The following is a 21173-nucleotide window of genomic DNA, read 5'->3' on the forward strand; positions in this document are numbered from 1 at the left end:
GAGAGGCAGATGAGCTGGTTGAATACCCCTGATCCCGTGGCGGGAAATGCTGCAAGCTGTGACCCGATCGAGACGATCATCGTACCGCGAACTTCCGATCTCGGCGGTTTTTCCGTAAGGCGCGCCTTGCCATCCGCCAGGCGCCGGATGGTGGGTCCGTTCATTTTCTTCGACCAGATGGGTCCTGCCGAACTGCTGGTGGGTGGCGGCATTGATGTCCGCCCGCATCCTCACATCGGGTTGGCAACCGTGACCTATCTCTTCGAAGGAGAGATGTATCATCGTGACAGCCTCGGAACGGAGATTGCGATTGCCCCCGGTGCTCTGAACTGGATGAGCGCCGGCAAGGGCATCGTGCATTCCGAACGTGAGAGGCCGGAACGCCTGCAGGAAAAACGTCCCCTGTTCGGCCTGCAGAGCTGGGTGGCCTTGCCTAAACACCTGGAAGAGACCGACCCGACCTTCCAGCATCACGGCACCGAGGAACAGCCGGAGTTTTCCGACAAGGGCGCCACGGTCAAACTGATCGCCGGCGACCTCTACGGACACAAGGCCCCCGTCAAGACAGCCTCGGACATGTTCTATGCCGACATCTCGCTGGAACCGGGGGCGAAAATACCGCTGGATGCCGGATGGGAGGAACGCGGCCTTTATACGGTCGCGGGCCAGATCACCATCGCCGGCCAGACCTTCGATCCGGCCCAACTACTGGTGTTCAAACCGGGTGACCATCTGGTGATCGAAAACACCGCGCCTTTTCCAGCAAGGTTCGTTGTGCTTGGAGGTGAACCGATGGATGGCCGCCGCTATATCTGGTGGAACTTCGTGTCTTCATCAAAAGAGCGCATCGAGCAGGCCAAGGAAGACTGGCGGCTCGGCCGTTTTGACACCGTTCCCGGTGACGCGGAAGAGTTCATTCCCCTGCCTGAGCGTCCGGGGCCCTGACACTCCAGCCGCTTTCCAGAGGGGGCGCTTTTTCAAACCTGTCAGCGGGCCGGATCAGATCCGGCTCGCCAAAGTCCAGAATGATGTTGAGACGCTGGCTGGCCAGCGGATCACCCGTCAAATTGGGATCCTCCGGTGCAACCGATAGCCGTACACCTCGATGGGTTGTCTCAAGCTGCCTGAAACCGGAAACAGCCTCACGGAACACTTCCGGCACTGTCCAGCCATAGCGAACAGCCAGGGCGTCGATTACCAGCCAGACCGCATCCAGTCCGATCTGCATCTGGCGGGGATCTTCCACCACCAGCTTCAGTCGCAAATAGTCGATCCTGTTTTCCGAAGGTCCACGCAGCAGGAAGAAGAGAGTTGTCGAGCCATAGTCGACGCTCGGCGTGGTCAGGGGCACAAGATCGGAGGCACATTGCCAACGGTCCGCACTGAATGGTGCCCGGCGCCAACCGGGATTTCCCAATCCCAGTGATCTCAGCTCGTCACAGAGTTGGTCAGGCTGCCCCAAAAAGCTGCGCTTCAGCTCCGCGGACAGTTCCGGTTCCGGAGCCAGCAGCACTTCCTTGGCCGGAGCCTGCAGCGACGAAAGCGGGTCCGGCACCAATGGCGATGACTGGGCACTGTCTTCGTTACTCTGTTGGGCAACGTGCAGGATCAGCCCGCCACCAGCGAAACCGGCAGCCAGAAGCGCGAGAGTTCCCCAGATGTAGTACGGCGTCACGAACGGGCGGTTGCGAGACCTGGGGACATGTGGCGATTGGTCTGCCCTCTCGGTCTTGGCGCCTTCCGACAGCGTTTCCATGTCCGGTTCGGCCCAGCGCGGTCCCGTTGAACGACGCCCTGGCCTCGGCCTGGATTGCCTGCCCCTGCCCGTCCGGTCTGCCGACACTGCAGCCGATCCAAGCAAATGCCTGAGCTTGTCTGCTAAACCCGCCATTCAGTCCCTTAATACCGCGATCCTCGACCGTTTGGTCCAAGGCTCGGGTTTTATCAAACCAATACCTTGAAAAGGCAACCGGATACCTGTCATGTAAGCGCCGCTTCAACGGTCGCGCAGTGAAACGAAATACTCGCGCCCGAACCGAACCCGATGAGACCCTGAATGCCCACCTTTCCAGGCGACACACCCGACCTGCGCCGCGCGATTATAGAGACTGCCCGCGCCCTGCCCCGTCTCGGGTTGACGAAAGGCACATCCGGAAATGTCAGTGCACGCATCGAATCCGGTTTTTTGGTGACACCATCTGGAACGCCCTATGAAAATCTGACCGAAGACATGATCGTCGCGCTTGACATGAACGGCTGCTACCGCGGAGAGACGCTGCCGTCTTCCGAATGGCGGATGCATCTCGACTTCTATCTGGCGAAGCCGGACTGCGGTGCGGTGGTGCATTGCCACAGCCCCCGCGCAACCGCCCTGTCCTGCCATCGACGCGGCATACCCGCGTTTCACTATATGGTGGCGCTTGCCGGCGGTGACCGCATCGAATGCGCCCACTATGCCACCTTCGGAACCAAGGATTTGTCCGAAGCGATGATTGCCGCCCTGGGCGACAGGAACGCCTGCCTGCTTGCGAACCACGGACAGATTGCCGGCGGCGCAACCTTGCAAAAGGCACTTTCGACCGCGGAAGGCGTGGAAGATCTGGCGGACCAGTATCTATCGGCCCTTCTCCTTGGCGAGCCTGTGATACTGGACGGGGATGAAATGACCGCGATCTTGAAAAAATTCAAAACGTACGGAAAACAGACAAACGAACTTGAAGACGGCCAGACGGCTGCCTTCGAACTGCCAAGACGGATGGACTGAAAATGCGGCTGGGAATTGACTGGGGTGGAACCAAGATCGAAATCATCGCTCTTTCCAATGAGGGCGAGGAATTGTTCCGGCAACGGGTCGACACTCCCAGGAACGACTATGATGGCTGTCTGGAGGCCGTCCGTTTTCTGGTAGACGCCGCCGAGCAGGCAACCGGCCAGACGGGAACGCTTGGTCTCGGTATTCCAGGTTCGCTCTCCCCCAAGACAGGCCTCGTCAAGAACGCCAATTCCACCTGGATGAACGGCAAGCCCCTGGATCTGGATCTGCAAAAAGTGCTCGGCCGCCCGGTTCGCATCCAGAATGATGCCAACTGCCTGGCCGTATCGGAAGCGACCGACGGTGCTTGTGCGGGGGCACACATCGTTCACGCCATCATCATCGGCACGGGCAGCGGTTCAGGCATTGCCATTGACGCGAAAGCCCATCTGGGCGCCAACGGCATTGGCGGAGAATGGGGCGCCATCACCGTGCCGTGGCTGAAGCCGGAAGAGTATCCCGGTCCGGACAGCTGGATCGGCCACAAGGGCGCAATCGACCGCTGGTGTTCGGGAACCGGCTTTCAGCTTGATTACAAGGACCGGACCGGAACGCTGCTGAAAGGCCATGAGATCATGGCACTGAAACGCTCCGGAGATGACGTCGCGACTGCTGTCTACGAGGCCTACGTCAGCCGCCTCGCCCGTGCTCTTGCCATGTCCGCCAATTTGCTCGATCCGGATGTCTTCGTCCTGGGCGGCGGTATGTCGAATATCGACGAGCTTTATGCGGACCTTCCGCCTGCGATGGAGCCTTACATATTCTCCGATACGTTCGAAACACCGATCCGCAAGGCCATGCATGGCGACAGTTCGGGCGTGCGTGGAGCTGCCTGGCTCTGGGGTTAATGCGCCCTGGGGTTAATACGCTCTGGGGTCAATTTGCTCCGGCGCCAGTTCGACTTGGAGCTGAAAAGACACCGGGTGGCCTGCTTCCCGCGCGGTCATTCAGCGCACCCTGAAATCCGGAGCATCAGCACCTTTAGACTTCGAAAAACCGTCCAGGAACTTTCGACAAGACAAACCGGTCCTGCGAGCCGCAGGACCGGTTCTCATGAGCTGGCAAATCCTAGCTTGTCTTTTTGGTTCCTCCGGCACGCCCTTTGCTGACAAGCACAATCCCTGCCCCTACAGCGGCGACTGCTGCGAGCTTCGCTGCATTTGGCACTTCTCCGAAGGCGAGATACCCAAGGCCCAGGCCGATCACGGCGGCAACGGAACCGATCTGGCTGAGATAGACAGGCCCGGCCGTGTGTTGCAGGCGGAAATAGAGCCCATACTGAAATGCGAAGATTGCGATTTGCGCGGCAAGCAGTCCAGCTGCCTCCGGTGTCCAGACAGCTGGTGTCACGGGGACACCGGCAATTGCAGTAAACAGCCCGAGCGCCAGAAATCCGACCAGCATCATGCCCAGGGCAAGGTCGACCGGCCGCGCGCCTGATGGCCACTTCACCGTGCGGTAAATATTGCCCGAAGCCAGAAAAACCGGGATCGACAGCGCAAACATCGCCCACCACGAAGCATCAACGGAAAGCTGACGGCCAGATGCGGCAAGCAGAACGCCACCAGCAAGGCCGAAGAACACACCGGCCCCGCGCAGGATCTGGAATTTTTCCAGGCGCAGCAGAACGGCAAAAGCATAGGTGAGCACCAGCGGAAAAGCGAAGCTCAAGGAGACGAAGCCCGCGCCTACCTTCGGAGCGGCGACAACGGCAATCATGTTCGGTGCAATGAACAGGAGACCGCTGACCAGCAGATAGAAGGCGAACTGCCCCCGGCTGACACTTGTACCTCCAACCCCGGCCATGCTTGCCCCGGCCGCGATCCTGGTAATGGCAAACAGACCCGCGGCCCCGCCCAGGATGGACCATTGCAACAGTGCCAACGGGTGCCAGCCGACCATGGGTGCTGCCTTGGCGATCACGGTGGAGACGGCAAGAAAGCCGCCTACAATCATAAGCAGCACCAAAGGTTGATCCAGTGGGCTTCCGCGTCCGGAACCGGATAGTGATGCCTGTCGCTGCAGGGAGGCCGCACCGGCGGAGCCTCCTGATCTGGTCGTGTCCACCATGGGACTATCCTTCCTCACAAATTGGCGTCTGCTGGTTGCTGCGCCATTGCAGGAACAGATAACTCATTTTATCTCGATTTCAAGATACTTAATTTCAAGATTCTTGATACAAGTTGACACCCCACCCTAAAACCGACACTATCTCACAAGCAAAAATGTTCTAAATGTCAGCTATTTACGCAGCCTTGCGTGCGCTCACGCGACAGCGCTTCGTCTGGTTTCAAACCATCTGGAGTTTCCGGCGATGTCCACCCGCTCAAGTGCCCCCTTAAAACCTTCGGACCACCTGTTCGGAGATCCGGAGGACCTGCTCATCGACCGCGCCGAGCGCGCTCGCAGGCAGTGGCAAAGGGAAATTCCCGAAATTTCGGACCAGCTTTCACCGATGGTTCTGCTTGGGCGGTTGAATGAAGCCGCACAGGTGATGGGACGCGACTTTCTTGCGCCCGCTTATGCGAAAATCGGGCTGAAGACGGGTGAATTCGACGTTTTGGCCACACTCGTGCGGTCCGGCCCGCCCTACAAGCTCACCCCGACAGAACTTTACCGTACGACCATGATGAGTTCCGGCGGCATGACCGCGCGTGTGGACAAACTGGAAAAGGCCGGGCTTGTCGAACGTTGCCCCCATCCGGATGACCGGCGGGCGCTAACCGTTTGCCTGACCGAAAAGGGACTGAACCTGATCAAGACGCAGATGTCCGACTACATCGCAACCCAGCAACGGGCTGTCAGCGGATTGAGTGAAGAGGAACAAAAGCAACTGTCAGGCCTTCTGGAAAAGCTCATTCGCTCCGTCAACGATCCTCTCGGCAAGTCTTGACCGGACTGCGTGGCCGGGCCTGGCCGTTTTCCGGTCAGGCAGCCGCATGAGTATCGCCAGGCGTTGTGACTTTCCGTCACTGTGAACGAGACCTGGATTGTTTTCCTGACGCAGATGACCAATTCTTGTCCGTAACAACGCATCAGGGACCACACAACATGTTCAAATGGGTATCACGTATCCTCGCCATCATGCTTTTCGTCTTTCCGGCACATGCCCAGGAGGAACTGCAGATCCGGGATATCGAAAAAGGAACCGGCGAAGAGGCGAATGTCGGAGAGACGGTTGTGGTGCATTACACCGGCTGGCTGATGGATGGAACGAAGTTCGATTCCAGTGTCGACCGCGGTACACCGTTTTCGTTCACGCTTGGAGAACGCCGCGTTATTCCCGGCTGGGAAAAAGGTGTCGAGGGCATGCAGGTCGGCGGCAAGCGCGAGCTGATCATTCCGCCGGACATGGCTTACGGGTCTCAAGGGGCCGGCGGGATCATTCCGCCCGATGCAACCTTGAAATTCGAGATCGAACTGCTTGAGGTCAAGGGGAAGAAATTCTCCGATATCGACAACGGCACCCTGAAGGCGAAACTTGCGTCAGGCGTCACGGTCATCGACATCAGACGCCCAGACGAATGGCAGAAAACGGGCGTCATTCCCGGTAGCCACCTGGTGACGTTCTTCGACGGCAGCGGAAAAGTGAACCCCGCTTTCGGCAGCGAACTGCAGAAACTGGTTTCAGGCCCATCGGATGAAGTCGTTTTCCTCTGCCAGACAGGTCAGCGAAGCGAGGCCTTGTCGGAATATCTGGCCGGTCAGGCCGGCTTCACCAACGTGGTCAACGTCGAAAAAGGATTGGCTCACTGGATTGCGGACGGCGGTGAAGTCACCCAGGCAACCCTGCCGGAGAATTGCTGGCTCTGCTGACCCCGGCCCAAGTCTTTATACAGGCCAGTTCACTGGCCTCTCCTTTTGAACGGAACCGCCGCGCAGCCACTTGTTGGTACAAACTTTCGAGACTGATTCAGTGCTCAAGCGGCGGCATGCGGTTCCAGGCGTCGAGAGCAGCAATCTTGTAGGCTTCTGCCAGTGTCGGGTAATTGAACGTATTCTCCACGAAATACTCAAGCGTGCCGCGCAGGTTGAGCACGGCCTGACCGATGTGAACCAGTTCGGTCGCCCCTTCCCCGACAATATGACACCCCAGAAGCCGGCGGGTCTTGAGCGAGAAGATCATCTTCAGCATTCCGGTATCGAGACCCATGATGTGGCCACGCGAGGTTTCCCGGAAGCGTGCAACACCACATTCGTACGGAATGCCGCGTTCCTTGATCTCTTCCTCGGTCATGCCGACGGTGGAGATTTCCGGAACGGCATAGATGCCATAGGGAAAATACTCGGGCGGATCATAGGCCTTTTCCCCCAACGCCTGGCAGGCGGCGATGCGTCCCTGTTCCATGGACGTCGAGGCAAGGCTCGGAAAGCCGATGACATCGCCTGCCGCAAAGATATGCGGCACGTTGGTCTGAAAAGTCATCGGATCAACCTTCAGACGCCCGCGATGATCTACTTCCAGTCCGCAGCTTTGCAGATTCAGGTTAGGCGTTGCCCCCATGCGTCCGGCTGCAAACAGAATGACGTTCGACCGCACGCAGCGCCCGCCTTCCAGCGTGATTTCACAATCCGCCGGGCCGTGTTTTTCGATCTTCTCGACCTTTGCCCCGAAGCGCAGCGCAATCCCGCGGTCGCGCAACTGGTGCGTAAAATCCGCAACCAGTTCCTTGTCCAGGAAGTCGAGCATGGTGTCACGCGGCTCAACCAGGGTGACATGCACATCGAGGGCGGAAAAAATCGAGGCGTATTCAACCCCGATGACGCCTGCGCCGATGACGGAGATGGACCGAGGCAGTTCTGTCAGTTCGAGGATCTCGTCGCTATCGAGGACATATTGTCCGTCAAAAGGTACATAGTCCGGACGGAACGGCTTGGTGCCAACTGCGATGATGAATTTGTCCGACGTAACGTAGTGGACTTCTCCCGCATCGCCCTCCACTTCAATCTTGTGCGGCTCGACAAACTTCGCCTCGCCACGGATCGTATCGACCTTGTTTCTGGCGAACTGGTGCTCAAGAACCTCGACCTCGTGATTGAGGGTGATGTGGAGCCGCGCTCGCAGGTCAGCCGCGGTCAGGTCTTCCTTCACCCGGTAGGAGCGGCCATAAAAGCCTCTTTCGCGCCAGCCGGTCAGGTTGAGCACGGTTTCACGCAAGGTCTTGGAAGGGATGGTGCCGGTGTGGACCGAAACACCGCCGACCCGCCGACCGCGCTCCACCACCAGAACATTGTAGCCGAACTTTGCCGCCTGGATCGCCGCCCTGCGTCCGGCCGGCCCGCTGCCGATCACGATCAGATCGTAGTGTTCCATGTGCCCCTCACCGCCAGAATTCTGTCAGCCTGTCGGCACCCGTTTCTCCGGGTGCGCCTTTCAGGATCGCTGCACCGCAAAAACAGCATCTTGGCGGTAGGGTCAAGAAGGCAAGCGGAAATTGCAGGCATTCCGGGAGTGTTGGTGAAAAATTCGGCTCTTCTCACAACGTGTAAGCCGGTTGCAAGACAAACACGGCCCGTCCCGTGTATACTTGGCCGGAGGAGATTCTCAGTCCCCCACAGGGCCATTTTCCGTATGTCTTATGCGACCTGTTGCGAAGCTGAAGTCTGAGACCGGGACGTTTATTTGAAGCACCTGCGCGACAGCCAGGACTGAACTGGTTCCCAACACAGAAAGGGTCGACCACCGAGATGGGATTATCGGCTTCCCTCACGGCGCGCCGGGCGAAGGCATTGCTTGAGGGCACTACTACTGGGCTGACCCTTGCGCCTTTGTTCAGTGGCGTATTCCTGTTGCCAGCAACCGATTTCGCAATGGCAGAACAAACCGCTCAATGCCCGGTATCCGAAGAAATCGTCCTAGCAGCGGAAGATTCCTTCTTTCCCTATTCGGGCCTCCACCAGGGGGAGCTTCGTGGTTTTGCGGTGGACCTTGTCACCGCGGCTTTAAGCGCAGAGCACTGCTCCGTCACTCTCAATGTGATGCCATACAACAGGTGCATTCGAGAGGTAGCCCAAGGCCGACAGCTTGGATGCTTCGACACAACCGGGTCGGACGAAAACCGGCGTAACTACATCTTCCATGAGACGCCGCTGTTTTTCGGAAAAATCCTGATTTACAGCCATCCGGACAATACGGCGGCATTTCATCCCGGCTTCTTCAAGGACAAGACATTCTCGGTCGTCAGAGGCTTCACCTACACCGACGCATTTGATGCCGATGAAACGATCTCGAAGATTGAGGTGGATTCCGATCTGCAGACACTCACGCTGGTGGCGAAGAGGCGCTCCGACTATGCGGTCGTTTACGAAAGGGTTGCCGCGTATCACATCAGCAACAGCCAGAACCTCATTTCCCCTGCCCCCAAAGCCGTGCATGAACTTGCCCGGTTCGGTCTCTTTGTCTCGTTTTCAAAACAGACACCCGAGCGCTCAAATGCGGTGGCGGAACTTCTTGATCACGGGCTGAAGACGATACATGAAAACGGAACCTATGCTGAAATCGAAGCCACCTGGGACACATGGTTGACCAACGGCCTTAAAGAGGGACAGCCGGCGCCCCATTGGGAAAGCCTGAAAGACGCAAGGTAGTCTTTTTTCGTTGCCATCCAGATCCGTATAATCTATCCCTCATGCCATGAACATGAACCTGAAAGCAGCTTGGTGGTGGCGCGGCGCGATATAGGCGGCCAGCGATCAGTCATGCTCTGAAGGGATCGAGTATCAAACCAAGGCCGCCGCGGGACACCGCTGGCGGCCTTGGTTCTTTATAAGGCCGTCACGAAGGCAGCCACCAGAACGGGACCAGAAACATGCCGGTGCTGGCAGACCAGACCTATGAAACCGACTGCGGGATAACCATCCTGCGTACATCGCGCCCTTCCGACTATGAAACCGGAACGTCGGAATGGATCGACCGGCTGGATGCCGAAATGGGTGCGGTGCTTTCGTCCTCCTATGAATATCCCGGCAGGTACACACGCTGGGACATGGCTCTGGTGAACCCGCCCCTTGTGATGGAGGCCACTGGCAGAAACGTCGAAATACGCGCGTTGAACGACCGTGGCGGCTTGCTGCTGCCGGCAATTGCCGAGATGCTGAAAAAACATACCGATGTCGAAACCTTCGCGGAGGAAACCGGCAAGATCCAGCTCACGGTCAAGCGGCCTGACCGGCTGTTCAACGAGGAAGAGCGCTCCCGTCAGCCTTCGACGTTTTCGATCATCCGCGCCCTGAAAGACATGTTTGCGTGCGGCGACGACCAGCTCGGGCTTTATGGAGCCTTCGGATATGACGTTGCCTTCCAGTTCGAACCCATTGAGCAGAAGCTTGACCGGCCGGACGACCAGCGCGACGTCGTCCTGTTTCTGCCGGACGAAATCCTGATCGTCGACCACCACGGCAAACGCGCTTACGTGCTGGAGTATGATTTTGTCGTCGGTGGCCGAACCACCAAGGGCATGGAGCGAACGGGAACCAAGCAACAGTATACGCCGGCGAACCGCGATCCGGGCCGCGGCGATCACGAACCTGGCGAATATGCAAAGCTTGTCGAAAAGGCCAAGGACTACTTCCGCAGAGGCGATCTGTTCGAGACCGTGCCCGGCCAGACCTTCTACGAGCCCTGCGCCAATCCTCCATCGGCCGTTTCCCGTCGCCTCGCCCAGATCAACCCTTCCCCCTATTCGTTCTTCTTCAATCTCGGCAATCAGGAATATCTCGTCGGCGCATCGCCGGAGATGTATGTGCGGGTTACCGGTGGCCGTCGGGTCGAAACCTGCCCGATTTCCGGAACGATCCGGCGCGGCAAGAACGCCATTGAAGACGAAGCCCAAATCCGCAAGCTGCTGAACTCGGCCAAGGACGAAGCAGAACTGACCATGTGTTCCGACGTTGACCGGAACGACAAGAGCCGCGTGTGCGTGCCCGGATCCGTTCGAGTGATCGGACGGCGGCAGATCGAGATGTACTCCCGGCTGATCCATACCGTGGACCACATCGAGGGGATCCTGCGAGAGGACATGGATGCACTCGACGCATTCCTCTCCCACACATGGGCGGTGACCGTAACAGGTGCTCCCAAACGCTGGGCGATGCAATTCATCGAGGACCATGAAAAGTCCCCCCGCGCCTGGTATGGAGGCGCCATTGGTGCGGTTCTCTTCAATGGTGACATGAACACCGGCCTGACGTTGCGCACCGTGCGCATCAAGGACGGCATGGCACAGATCCGGGCCGGCGCGACCTTGTTGTATGACAGTGTTCCGGAAGACGAAGAAGCCGAAACCGAACTGAAAGCGGAGGCCATGCGAGCGGCTGTTCGCGAGGCTGGTCTTGCCATCAATGCCCAGGAGAAGAGCGAGGGCCGGAAACCCGGCAAGGGTCTGAAGATCCTGCTGGTCGACCACGAAGACAGTTTCGTGCACACCCTAGCCAATTATTTCCGGCAGACGGGAGCCGATGTCGTTACCTACCGGACCCCGGTTGCAGATCACGTCTTCCATGACGTCAATCCTGACCTGGTCGTGTTGTCTCCAGGCCCCGGTAATCCGCAGGACTTCGACTGTGCGGCAACCATTGGCCGTGCGCGCGCACGCGCCCTGCCGATCTTCGGTGTCTGCCTCGGGCTACAGGCTCTCTCTGAATATTTCGGAGCGGAACTCGGGCAGCTCGACGTTCCGATGCATGGCAAACCGTCACCGATTTCCGTTTCAGGTAATTCGTTGCTGTTTGACGGCCTCAACGCGCCGGTGGTCGTGGGCCGTTACCATTCGCTTTATGCCAAGCGGGAAACGGTACCAGCCGATATTCGGATCACCGCGGAAACCGAGGATGGTATTGTCATGGCGATCGAACACAAGAAAGAGGCTATTGCCGCGGTTCAGTTCCATCCGGAATCGATCATGTCCCTGGATCAGGATGCCGGCCACAAGATTATCGAAAACGTAGTCTCCCGCCTCGTTTCCTCAAAAGACCAACAGGTTGCAGCGGCCTCGTAACCGGTGAACTGCGGGGTAACCCCGCCCATTTCAAATCATTGAAATTCCGAACGGCGCCGTTGATGGCGCCGTTTCACTTTTTCCAATCAACATCTTGTTTTTCAACACGGTTCTTCCACGCACGCGCGAACAGAAACAATGCATTTTGTTCCTGAAACGAGTAGGCCCTGTGCTGAAAATTTCGTGACCAAAAAATCAGGAACGATTTCGGACGCGAATGCATTTTCTCCACGACAGCCACAACGGCACGGATCGCATATCCGGTCCTCGCCGATTGTAGAGGTCATAAAAGCAAAGGAGAAAACCAATGCTGACACTTAAGAAAACCATCATTCCCCTCATGAGCGCCTTCATTGCTTCCACGGCAATGGTCGGCTTCGCCCAGGCGGACGATCCCTGCGGCAGCGACGGCAGCGGTGACAAGCCGATTGTGGCATGCCCTGAAGCAAATGCCGCGGCTGCGGCTGATGCCCCTGTCGATGCGCCCAAGTCAATGGTTGGCGACCTCGATGGTGATGAGCCGCTGACCGCCGAACAGCAGGTTGAGGGACGGGTTGAGACCCACGCTTCAACCAAGATGGACCTGGACGGCAATCAGGCAACCAACCAGCCGCTTATGGACAAGACCGACGGCAACGATTCCTAAGCCGTTGAAAAACAGCCGCGCCATTTCGGCGCGGCTTTTTGCGCCGGTCTTCGGCGGAACGATATTTTTGTCACGATTTTTCCCGCAACCTGAGGTAAAGCTGACGCAGATATTTGAAGGAGATTTCCCTTGCACATTCTGCTTGCAGCGCTCGGCATTTTGGCCGCTGGTGCCTTCTGGATCTACCGAATTCGCAGGGTCGCCGACAACACCCGGGTGGTGCTAGATGCTGCTCAGGACGTCAAGGCCGCAGCGCGGCGCTTTGGTTTCAGGACGCGCGCCAATCAGCATCCGACCGAAGGCGTCGACGATCCCCGCGTCTCGGCCGCAGCCCTTCTGGTTCTTGTTGCGGAAACGGATGGAGGAATATCCAGAGCCGAGCAGGATGCAATTCTTGAACAGCTGCAGTTGGTCTTCGCGATGTCAGCCGCCGATGTGGAGGAACTGTTCCAATTCGCAAAATGGCTCGCCAACCAGAGCAGCAATCCGGACGACATGATCCGTCGCCTGATCAAGCGAACGGTAAATCTGGGAGGGCGTGACACCTTGCCGGACATGATCCGGATGGTGAGCGCTGTCGGCAAGGCCGACACCGGAACCTTGACGGACGACACATATCAGGTAATCGAGCGCCTAAAACAACTCAACGCCTGAAAACAAAACTTACCTAGCGTCATCTTATCATCAGACTCAGATTGGAAGCATCCTAGATTCATCAATGTCTAGGTGTGTTGAAGACTGCGTCACCAAAAGAAAGTTGATTAACAGATTACAACAGAGTTCTATAGATATACACAGTCAGGTTTATTCAGCCTTCACTGTTGAAAAGTATAAATACCAAAACAGGCTCAGGGAGACATGATGGCCAAAAGCGCACCAGGGACGAGGATGCACCGAGTCCGGTCGTGGGGTGCTGCACGTTGCCTCGTCGCGGCGGCCGGCTTTCTGACCTTGCCTTTTTATGCCAGCCCTTCGGCAGCCGACGACACCCCACCGCTAAGAAACAACATTCTCGCTCTTGGAACCTGCCCGCCCTGGAACCCGCAATCGGTCGAAATCTGCCGCCACAGCGTCGACAAGGTCATGACCTCGCTCGCCCCGAGGCTGGATGCCGGACCGGAGCGGCAACACCTGCTTGTCAATGAAGGTGCAAGTGCAGCGGCGCTCAAACTCAAGGCGACCGAACTTGCCAACCAACTGGGCCGCGAAGACAGGCTGATCATTTATGCCAATCTTCCGCTCGGCATTGTTGAAACAAGCGACGCCGGGGATGCAACATCATACGCCCTGGAACTTTGGGCAAATGCCAAACCCGAATCGACCCTTCAGGCAATCGGCGACGGCACCTGGATGTCTGCGTCCGCTTTTGCGGCCTTGATCCATGCCATTCCGGCAGGCGAAGTCATTCTCATTCTGGATACAAACATCCCTCAGTCGCTTGACCTCGCCCTTCTGGAACACCATTCGGTCGATGACAAGACCAGACCGGAAGCGCTGGTGATCTCGTCAGGGCCCGGCCAGTCGGCCAATTATTCCGCCGACCGCACGATTTCATTGTTCGGCAAGCATCTCGCAGTCGCGCTGCATTCCGGTGAAGGCTCGTTGCAGGACATCATGATCACTGCAGTGAACGGCACCCGTCAGGCCGCCATTCCCATCTGTGCGGAGCTGAAGGAAAAACGTGGCGAGACAACCGAACCGCATCCCGATTGCGTGCAGGTACCGGAGATTTTTGATCCGGACGCCTTGCTGAACAGGACCGTGCTGATGCCCCTGTCGGAATCCAGCGTGAACTGACCCCTGCTCAGCTCGCCAGGTTTTTCTGATTGGCTGCTTCAAACACCTGCAGCCCACCGAATTTCAGCCGGTCAAGCGCCTCACTCACGTCGCCCGGGATGGCGCGGACAAGCTTTGCCGTGGGCGCCGGCATGCCGATAAGATAGCCCTGCGCCTCATGACAACCGCGCTGTGCCAGCAGGCAAAGCTTCTCGGTATCTTCCACTCCTTCGGCGACGACACGCATCTTGAGCGCCTTGCCGAGCCGGACGACCGTTTCGATGATGGCAAGCGAGCCGTAGTTATGTTGCGCTTCGGAAACGAAAGACCGGTCGATCTTGATACAATCGAACGGGAAGCGGCTCAGGTAGCTGAGCGAGGAATAGCCGACGCCAAAATCATCCAGCGCTATCTTTACCCCGATTTCCTTCAGCCGCGTCAGTACGGCCAGTGCTCTGGTATCGTCCTCGATCAGCGTGTTTTCGGTGATCTCCAGTTCAATCCGCCCTGCCGGAACACCTGAAGTTTCGATGGCTCGCCGTACGTCGTCGACAAAATCCCGATCGCGAAACTGAACCGGACTGACGTTGATGCTGATGCTGGCGCTGGTGATCGTGGTGGCTGCGATCCTCAGGGCCTCGGCCAATACATACTTGCCGATCGGGACGATCTGGCCGGATGCCTCCGCAACCGGGATGAACTCGGCCGGGCTGACGAGCCCGCGTTCGGGATGGTTCCAGCGGATCAGAGCCTCGTAGCTGACAATCCGTGCGGTGGTTAGGCACATGCGCGGCTGGAAGAACAATTCAAACTCGCCCTCGGAGAGCGCCGTATTCATGTCCTTTTCCAACGCCCTGCGCTGACGAACCTCGTCCCCCATCCCAGGAAGGAAGACGCAGTAGGTGTGCCGCCCGCTATTCTTGGCGTTGTAAAGAGCAATGTCGGCGTTGGAGATGACCTGGTCCTCGGCGTCATAACCGGTCATCAACGCGACACCGATGCTGGCTCCCGGCTTCAGCACGAGCCCGTGTCCACAGTCGATCGGCTCGGACAGAGACTTGACCAGACGCATGGCCATGTCTTCTGCCTGGTTGGCGAACTGAATGCCATTCTGGATGATGGCGAATTCATCACCGCCAAGGCGCGAAACGGTATCCCCATGCCTGCACGACTGACGCAAGCGCTCGGCCGTGACCCGAATGACGATGTCTCCGACCGGATGACCGTGCAGATCGTTGATATCCTTGAAGCGGTCGAGATCTATGATCAGCAGGGCTGCGGACAGGCCATGCTGCTTGCATTTGCCGATCGCCTGTTTCAGTTCGGCGTTGAAGACGGCGCGGTTGGGCAAGTCCGTCAGAGGATCGTGCTGGGCCAGATGCAGGATCTGGGCTTCGGCCTTTTTCCGCTCCCTGAGGTCGACCAGAGCGGATACGCGAGTCGGAATGCCGCGGTAGGAGATCACGCGGGTACGGATCTCGACCGGCACCCGTTCGCCGGAGCGGCTGATCAGCGTCACCTCACGCGGTTCCTTTTCCGCCTTGACCAGATGCTCTTCCAGTGTGCCGGCCAGTTCGTTGTCGACGAACTCGTACAGGCCACGCATCTCAAGCTCGTCGATCGGGTAACCGATAAGGTCCTCGAAGGTCTTGTTGCCATCGAGTATCCGTCCGTCGACCGAGATCACGATGGCATCGAATGTGGCATTGGCCAGAGCGGACAAGCGCTCGGCTTCTTCGCGGGTACGCTTGGCGTCGGCAGCGCGGTTATGGGCCTGTTCCTCGTTCTGAACGGTATCCATGAGTGCATTGAACAGCCGTGTCAGGCGTTCTGAATCGTCGCCCTTGGCAACTTCAAGCCGCATGGAAAGGTCGGCCTTGCCGGCGATCAGACGGTCTAGAGCATCTTCCACATGTCCAATGCCGAGCCGTGTTCCGTGTTCCGCCTCGTTAAGACCGAGATCCTCGCTGGCGGGGTCTAGCCGGATCGCCTGGATCTTGTTCAGGACGGACAGCACAAGCCAGCCGGCCCCGAAACTCCAGACGAAACAGGCAAGCGCCCCTGTGAGCTGCACCAGAAATTGCGGCAGATGCGCCCCCAGTGGCAACTGGTCCGCAGGTGCCATAAGCGCCAGTCCCAGCGTGCCGGCCACGCCCGCAAAGCCATGAACGCTGATTGCACCGACAGGATCATCAATCTTCAGGGTGCGTTCCAGAAAGACCGCTCCCAGGATAGCGACAGCCCCACCGGCTGTCCCGATGGCAATGGCCCCAACCGGGGTCAGCACATGGCACCCGGCTGTAACGGCGACCAGACCGCCCAACAGGCCCGAGATCGAGTTTTCCGGCAGAATGACCTTGTCCTTGTGACGTCCCAGAAGATACCCCGCACCGGTTCCCGCCGCGGCGGCAAGAACTGTGTTGGCAAGGATCATCGGCACATGCCAGGACGCGGCCAGTGTGGAACCGCCATTGAAACCCATCCAGCCGACAAACAGGATAAGCGCGCCGGATGTTGCCAGAACGGAGCTGTGGCCCTGAATACGATAGGCGCGGCCGTCTGCTCCAAAGCGGCCGGATCGCGGCCCCAGGATCACGCAGGCGGCAAGTGCGATCCAGGCGCCTGTGCCGTGCACCACTGTCGACCCCGCGAAATCGACAAATCCGATGTCGGCAAGCATCGCCGTTGCGTCTGAAAACAGGGCCTCGCCCCACGCCCAATGCGCGAAGACCGGGTAAATCAGACCCGCAGTCAGCACGGAGCACCAGATGTAGGCCGACAGGCGCATGCGTTCGGCAACCGCACCGGAAATGATGGTTGCCGCCGTGCCGCAGAACATCACCTGGAATGCGAAGATGGTCAGCCCCCAGGGCTCGAGATCCGACAGACCGAACAACCGCAGATCGAACCCCGCAAACCAGTTGCCGTCTGCACCGAAGGCCAACGAGAAACCGAACACTGCAAAAATCAGAACGGAAACGGCCAGATCGAGGAGGTTTTTCTGGGCGACATTGATCGAGTTCTTGGACCGGACAAGGCCGGCCTCGAGCAACATGAAGCCAACCTGCATCAGAAGCACAAGTCCGGCTGCAAACAGCACCCAGACCATGTCGAGACTCTTCTGGAATGACGCCAGATCCAGTGCCTGTGCCGCCATTGCCGGCCCAGTCATCAGAATACCGGCGCCGCAGAAAACGGATCTGGTGTATGCCGCCCGGCTCATGATGTAATTGCCCCATCTCTTGAAAAGAGAGGCATGATTTCGCCGAGAAGTTAATTCTGTATTGCTAATTTTGTCAGGTCTTTTACTGAAAAATAAGTGCCCATTTCTTCATCACTTAAATCAAATACGCATGAAAAATCATCTTCACACCAACCCATTGAATTAACGCAGGTATTTTCTGAAAAATTTTCGAAACAGCCTTAAAATCCATCTCGTTTCCGATAGGAAACATGCTCAAAATTAGAGCAGCTAAAGAATTGTAAAAAAACAGAAATTCCGCCCTCAGGCCTGTCTGCCGGTTCCAATTCAGAACAGTTCGGCTCAAGCGCTGGCAACGCGGGAAATGACCTTTCCGACTCTACCTAGCCGGTCGCGCTCTCCAGGGCTGCGCAGGCCTGAGGTTCAAAGTCCTGAACGAGGCCTGAGATCCGGGTTTCCCGTGCGCGTGCCATCGGCAGCCCCTTAACCCGTGCGGCCAGCCAAGACCAGTCATCCGGGTCGATCCGGACAAGACCGATCGACCGTTCCGGCGAGATCGTCCTGACCAGTCCTTGCTGCGTGTCGGCGATTGCGAAACGGAAAGCATAATTCGGGGTCATCCCCATGCGCAAATCGGACAGAACGATCCTGCCGTCTTCAAGATCTGCCCGATAGTAGCCCCGGCTGAACCAGGCAAGTTTCTGAAAGGCGGCTGCACCTTCAAGACAGGAAAGCAGTTCCGGGTTGCGACGATGGCGATAAATCTCGTGCGTCCCTTTGCGGTCCAGCAGGGAGACATAGAGATTGGCGTACCGGTTTTCCTGCAGGCCGATAACCTTCCAGACGAGAATGTTGAAGGGGGCGGCGATCGCAAAAACCTTGTCCGGAAGAATGCCTTCCTGCCTGAAGATGCCTTGAGCCTGCTGCTCGACATGACGCTGAAGGACGACACTCAGACCAAGATATCCGGTCGAAACAACCAGGGCAGCCGTCATCCAGGCCTGGAGGCGCCGTGTCCAGTTTTTTCTGAACAGAGCCCAGATCACGACGGCCAGAAGAGGCAGGGTATAGAGCGGATCAATGATGAACACCGACCCGACACCGACAGGGTCCGGATAAAACGGCCAGAACAGCCGCGTGCCGTAGACCGTCATCGCGTCGATGCCCGCGTGGGTGGACAGGCACAGAAAGACAGTAAGCCAGGCTAGCCAGCGATGGTCTTTCAAGCCCTTGAACAGCCTTACCAATCCTTCACCCAGCAAGGGAGCTGCCAATGCATGCACAAAGACCGAATGCGTCCAGCCGCGGTGGTAGACGAAACTGTCGATCGGATCGTCATAGGGGATCAGGACATCAAGGTCCGGCAACGTCCCGAGCGCACCGCCGATAAGGGCGGCCTTTCTGGGACCAAGCTTTTTGCCAAGGAGTGCAGTGGAGACGGCAGCGCCGAGAACGAACTGGGTGAGAGAATCCATGGACTGCCTTGGACTGGAATAGACAAGTAAGCCGGTTATGTGCGGCGGCGGAGCCGGATTGGCAAGGGCAATGAACCAATTGACTTTCTTCGGGCCACAATTGGTCCTTCACTCGCGACAGCCCGGACAGCCCGCTGCCATTGTGAAATGACGAACGCCCTGCGGCCTTTCGGCCGCAGGGCGTCGCAGTTGTGTTTGTGTCTGAAGCGTCAAGCCGCCCCTTTGTCAGTCAACTACGCGGAAGGCTCCCTTGGAGGCGCTGGTGGTCAGCTTGGCGTAGGCGCGCAATGCGGTGGACACCTTGCGCTTGCGGACTTCAACCGGCTTCCAGGCCTTGTCGCCTTTTGCTTCCATCGCGGCTCGGCGCTCGGCAAAGACTGAATCCGGCAGATCCACCTTCAGAACGCGGTTCGGAATATCGATCACAATAGGATCGCCTTCCTCAACCAGCCCGATGGCGCCGCCTTCGGCAGCTTCCGGCGAGATGTGGCCGATGGAAAGGCCAGACGACCCACCCGAGAAACGGCCGTCGGTGATCAGCGCACAGGCCTTGCCGAGGCCCTTGGATTTCAGATAGCTGGTCGGATAGAGCATTTCCTGCATGCCCGGACCGCCACGCGGACCTTCGTACCGGATCAGCACCACATCGCCTTCCTTGACCTTGTTGGTCAGGATCGCGGAGACGGCGCTGTCCTGGCTTTCGAAAATGCGGGCCGGACCGGAGAACTTCAGGATGCTTTCGTCAACACCGGCGGTTTTCACCACGCAGCCGTCCTCGGCAATGTTGCCGTACAGCACGGCGAGACCGCCGTCCTTGCTGTAGGCATGCTCCGCCTCGCGGATGACACCGGTCTTGCGGTCAAGGTCCAGATCGTCCCAGCGGCGCTCCTGGCTGAAGGCAACCTGTGTCGGCACACCGCCCGGTGCTGCACTGAAGAACTTGTGCACGCTCTCCGAGTTCGTCTGGCGGATATCCCAACGCGAGAGTGCTTCCTTCATCGTGGCCGAATGAACTGTCGGAAGGTCGGTATGGAGCAGCCCTGCCCGGTCGAGTTCGCCGAGGATGCCCATGATGCCGCCTGCCCGGTGAACATCTTCCATGTGGATGTTCTCGACCGCAGGCGCAACCTTGCAGAGCACCGGCACCTGTTTCGACAGACGGTCGATGTCATCGATGGTGAAGCCGATTTCGCCTTCGTGAGAAGCCGCCAGAAGGTGCAGGATCGTGTTGGTGGATCCGCCCATCGAGATATCGAGGCTCATGGCGTTCTCGAACGCCTTGAAGTTTGCGATGTTGCGCGGCAGGACACTTTCGTCGTCCTGTTCGTAGTAGCGTTTGGCAAGATCGACGATCAGGTGTCCGGCTTCAACGAACAGCCGTTCGCGATCTGCATGGGTTGCCAGGGTCGAGCCGTTGCCCGGCAGAGCCAGTCCAAGGGCTTCCGTCAGACAGTTCATGGAGTTGGCAGTGAACATGCCCGAGCAGGACCCGCATGTCGGACAGGCGTTCTGTTCCATCGTCAGAACGTCGGCATCCGACATCCGGTCGTCGGCAGCGGCAATCATCGCGTCGATCAGATCAACCGACTTGGCAACGCCATTTTCCAGAACCACCTTGCCGGCTTCCATCGGCCCGCCGGACACGAACACGACCGGAATGTTGAGCCGCATGGCAGCGTTCAGCATGCCCGGGGTGATCTTGTCGCAGTTGGAAATGCAGACAAGCGCATCAGCGCAATGGCCGTTGACCATGTATTCGACCGCGTCGGAAATCACTTCGCGCGACGGCAGCGAATACAGCATGCCATCATGGCCCATGGCGATGCCGTCATCCACGGCGATGGTGTTGAATTCCTTCGCGACACCACCCGCCTTTTCCACTTCGCGAGCGACCAGCTGACCGAGGTCCTTCAGATGCACGTGCCCCGGCACGAACTGGGTGAAGGAGTTGGCAATGGCAATGATCGGCTTTCCGAAGTCATCGTCTTTCATGCCAGTCGCGCGCCAAAGGCCGCGTGCACCGGCCATGTTGCGGCCGTGGGTGGATGTTCTGGAACGATACGGGGGCATTTTCGTCTCTCCCTACATTTGCAGGCCGTTGTCCCTCCGGCGCGACGGCAGCCGGAGCGGATCAGGTTCCGCGCCCGATTTGGTTCTGACATGGGTTTGACAGGTTTTTTTGCCAAACGAAAGGCCGGATTGGGAAAAAAGTGTACGCTCCGGTACGGTTACGGGTCATGACCCGGGCCCACCCTCAATCGACCCC

At 58.2% G+C, this 21173-nt stretch carries 16 protein-coding genes; 10 read left to right on the forward strand and 6 right to left on the reverse strand.

Annotated elements, in window-relative coordinates; all coding sequences use genetic code 11:
• Positions 1 to 9: 9 nt before the first annotated feature.
• Positions 10 to 945 (forward strand): pirin family protein, encoded by a 936-nt coding sequence (locus tag ACYQ54_RS23105; protein ID WP_460086689.1) that lies wholly within the window; start codon positions 10 to 12, stop codon positions 943 to 945.
• Here ACYQ54_RS23105 and ACYQ54_RS23110 read toward each other — a convergent pair.
• On the reverse strand, positions 914 to 1756 hold the full coding sequence (locus ACYQ54_RS23110) for a DUF6030 family protein (RefSeq protein WP_460086692.1): 843 nt from the start codon (positions 1754 to 1756) through the stop codon (positions 914 to 916). The two genes, ACYQ54_RS23105 and ACYQ54_RS23110, sit on opposite strands and share 32 nt — an antisense overlap.
• A 300-nt stretch (positions 1757 to 2056) precedes the next feature.
• Here ACYQ54_RS23110 and ACYQ54_RS23115 point away from each other — a divergent pair, with 300 nt between their 5' ends.
• Both ACYQ54_RS23115 and ACYQ54_RS23120 read left to right on the forward strand, forming a co-directional pair.
• Entirely contained in the window at positions 2057 to 2764 is a 708-nt protein-coding gene (locus ACYQ54_RS23115) for a class II aldolase/adducin family protein (RefSeq protein WP_460086693.1), read from the forward strand.
• A 2-nt stretch (positions 2765 to 2766) separates the two neighbouring features.
• Positions 2767 to 3660 (forward strand): ROK family protein, encoded by an 894-nt coding sequence (locus tag ACYQ54_RS23120; protein ID WP_460086695.1) that lies wholly within the window; start codon positions 2767 to 2769, stop codon positions 3658 to 3660.
• A 220-nt stretch (positions 3661 to 3880) separates the two neighbouring features.
• On the opposite strand, the gene ACYQ54_RS23125 is transcribed toward ACYQ54_RS23120, so the two are convergent.
• On the reverse strand, positions 3881 to 4882 hold the full coding sequence (locus ACYQ54_RS23125) for a DMT family transporter (protein ID WP_460086697.1): 1002 nt from the start codon (positions 4880 to 4882) through the stop codon (positions 3881 to 3883).
• Between the two features lie 244 nt (positions 4883 to 5126).
• Here ACYQ54_RS23125 and ACYQ54_RS23130 point away from each other — a divergent pair, with 244 nt between their 5' ends.
• Positions 5127 to 5705, forward strand: coding sequence for a MarR family winged helix-turn-helix transcriptional regulator (locus tag ACYQ54_RS23130; RefSeq protein WP_460086699.1), 579 nt, complete (start codon positions 5127 to 5129; stop codon positions 5703 to 5705).
• A gap of 158 nt (positions 5706 to 5863) precedes the next feature.
• Positions 5864 to 6628, forward strand: coding sequence for an FKBP-type peptidyl-prolyl cis-trans isomerase (locus ACYQ54_RS23135; protein ID WP_460086701.1), 765 nt, complete (start codon positions 5864 to 5866; stop codon positions 6626 to 6628).
• 97 nt (positions 6629 to 6725) lie between these two features.
• On the opposite strand, the gene sthA is transcribed toward ACYQ54_RS23135, so the two are convergent.
• Positions 6726 to 8126, reverse strand: a complete 1401-nt coding sequence (sthA, locus tag ACYQ54_RS23140; RefSeq protein ID WP_460086703.1) for a Si-specific NAD(P)(+) transhydrogenase — start codon at positions 8124 to 8126, stop codon at positions 6726 to 6728.
• A 497-nt stretch (positions 8127 to 8623) separates the two neighbouring features.
• On the opposite strand from sthA, the gene ACYQ54_RS23145 reads away from it, so the two are divergent.
• From ACYQ54_RS23145 to ACYQ54_RS23165, 5 genes are all read left to right on the forward strand, one after another.
• A complete protein-coding gene (locus tag ACYQ54_RS23145; protein ID WP_460086705.1) occupies positions 8624 to 9400 on the forward strand; it encodes a substrate-binding periplasmic protein in 777 nt (258 codons plus the stop codon).
• Between the two features lie 221 nt (positions 9401 to 9621).
• Positions 9622 to 11808, forward strand: coding sequence for an anthranilate synthase component I (locus tag ACYQ54_RS23150; protein ID WP_460086706.1), 2187 nt, complete (start codon positions 9622 to 9624; stop codon positions 11806 to 11808).
• Positions 11809 to 12115: 307 nt separating this feature from the next.
• Complete coding sequence (locus ACYQ54_RS23155; RefSeq protein ID WP_460086707.1) at positions 12116 to 12454, forward strand: hypothetical protein; 339 nt, start codon at positions 12116 to 12118, stop codon at positions 12452 to 12454.
• 129 nt (positions 12455 to 12583) lie between these two features.
• Positions 12584 to 13108, forward strand: coding sequence for a TerB family tellurite resistance protein (locus tag ACYQ54_RS23160; protein ID WP_460086709.1), 525 nt, complete (start codon positions 12584 to 12586; stop codon positions 13106 to 13108).
• Between the two features lie 207 nt (positions 13109 to 13315).
• Positions 13316 to 14251, forward strand: a complete 936-nt coding sequence (locus tag ACYQ54_RS23165; RefSeq protein WP_460086711.1) for a hypothetical protein — start codon at positions 13316 to 13318, stop codon at positions 14249 to 14251.
• 7 nt (positions 14252 to 14258) lie between these two features.
• Here the strand turns inward: ACYQ54_RS23165 and amt are convergent, their stop codons facing one another.
• The 3 genes from amt to ilvD all read right to left on the reverse strand — a co-directional run bounded on the left by amt (position 14259) and on the right by ilvD (position 20977).
• Positions 14259 to 17453: an ammonium transporter gene (gene amt / locus ACYQ54_RS23170; RefSeq protein ID WP_460086713.1), complete on the reverse strand. Its 3195-nt coding sequence runs from the start codon at positions 17451 to 17453 to the stop codon at positions 14259 to 14261.
• Positions 17454 to 17815: 362 nt separating this feature from the next.
• Positions 17816 to 18907: a metal-dependent hydrolase gene (locus ACYQ54_RS23175; RefSeq protein ID WP_460086714.1), complete on the reverse strand. Its 1092-nt coding sequence runs from the start codon at positions 18905 to 18907 to the stop codon at positions 17816 to 17818.
• Positions 18908 to 19132: 225 nt separating this feature from the next.
• Entirely contained in the window at positions 19133 to 20977 is a 1845-nt protein-coding gene (gene ilvD / locus ACYQ54_RS23180; RefSeq protein WP_460086716.1) for a dihydroxy-acid dehydratase, read from the reverse strand.
• Between the last annotated feature and the right edge of the window lie 196 nt (positions 20978 to 21173).

Source organism: Roseibium sp. LAB1 (assembly GCF_054658235.1).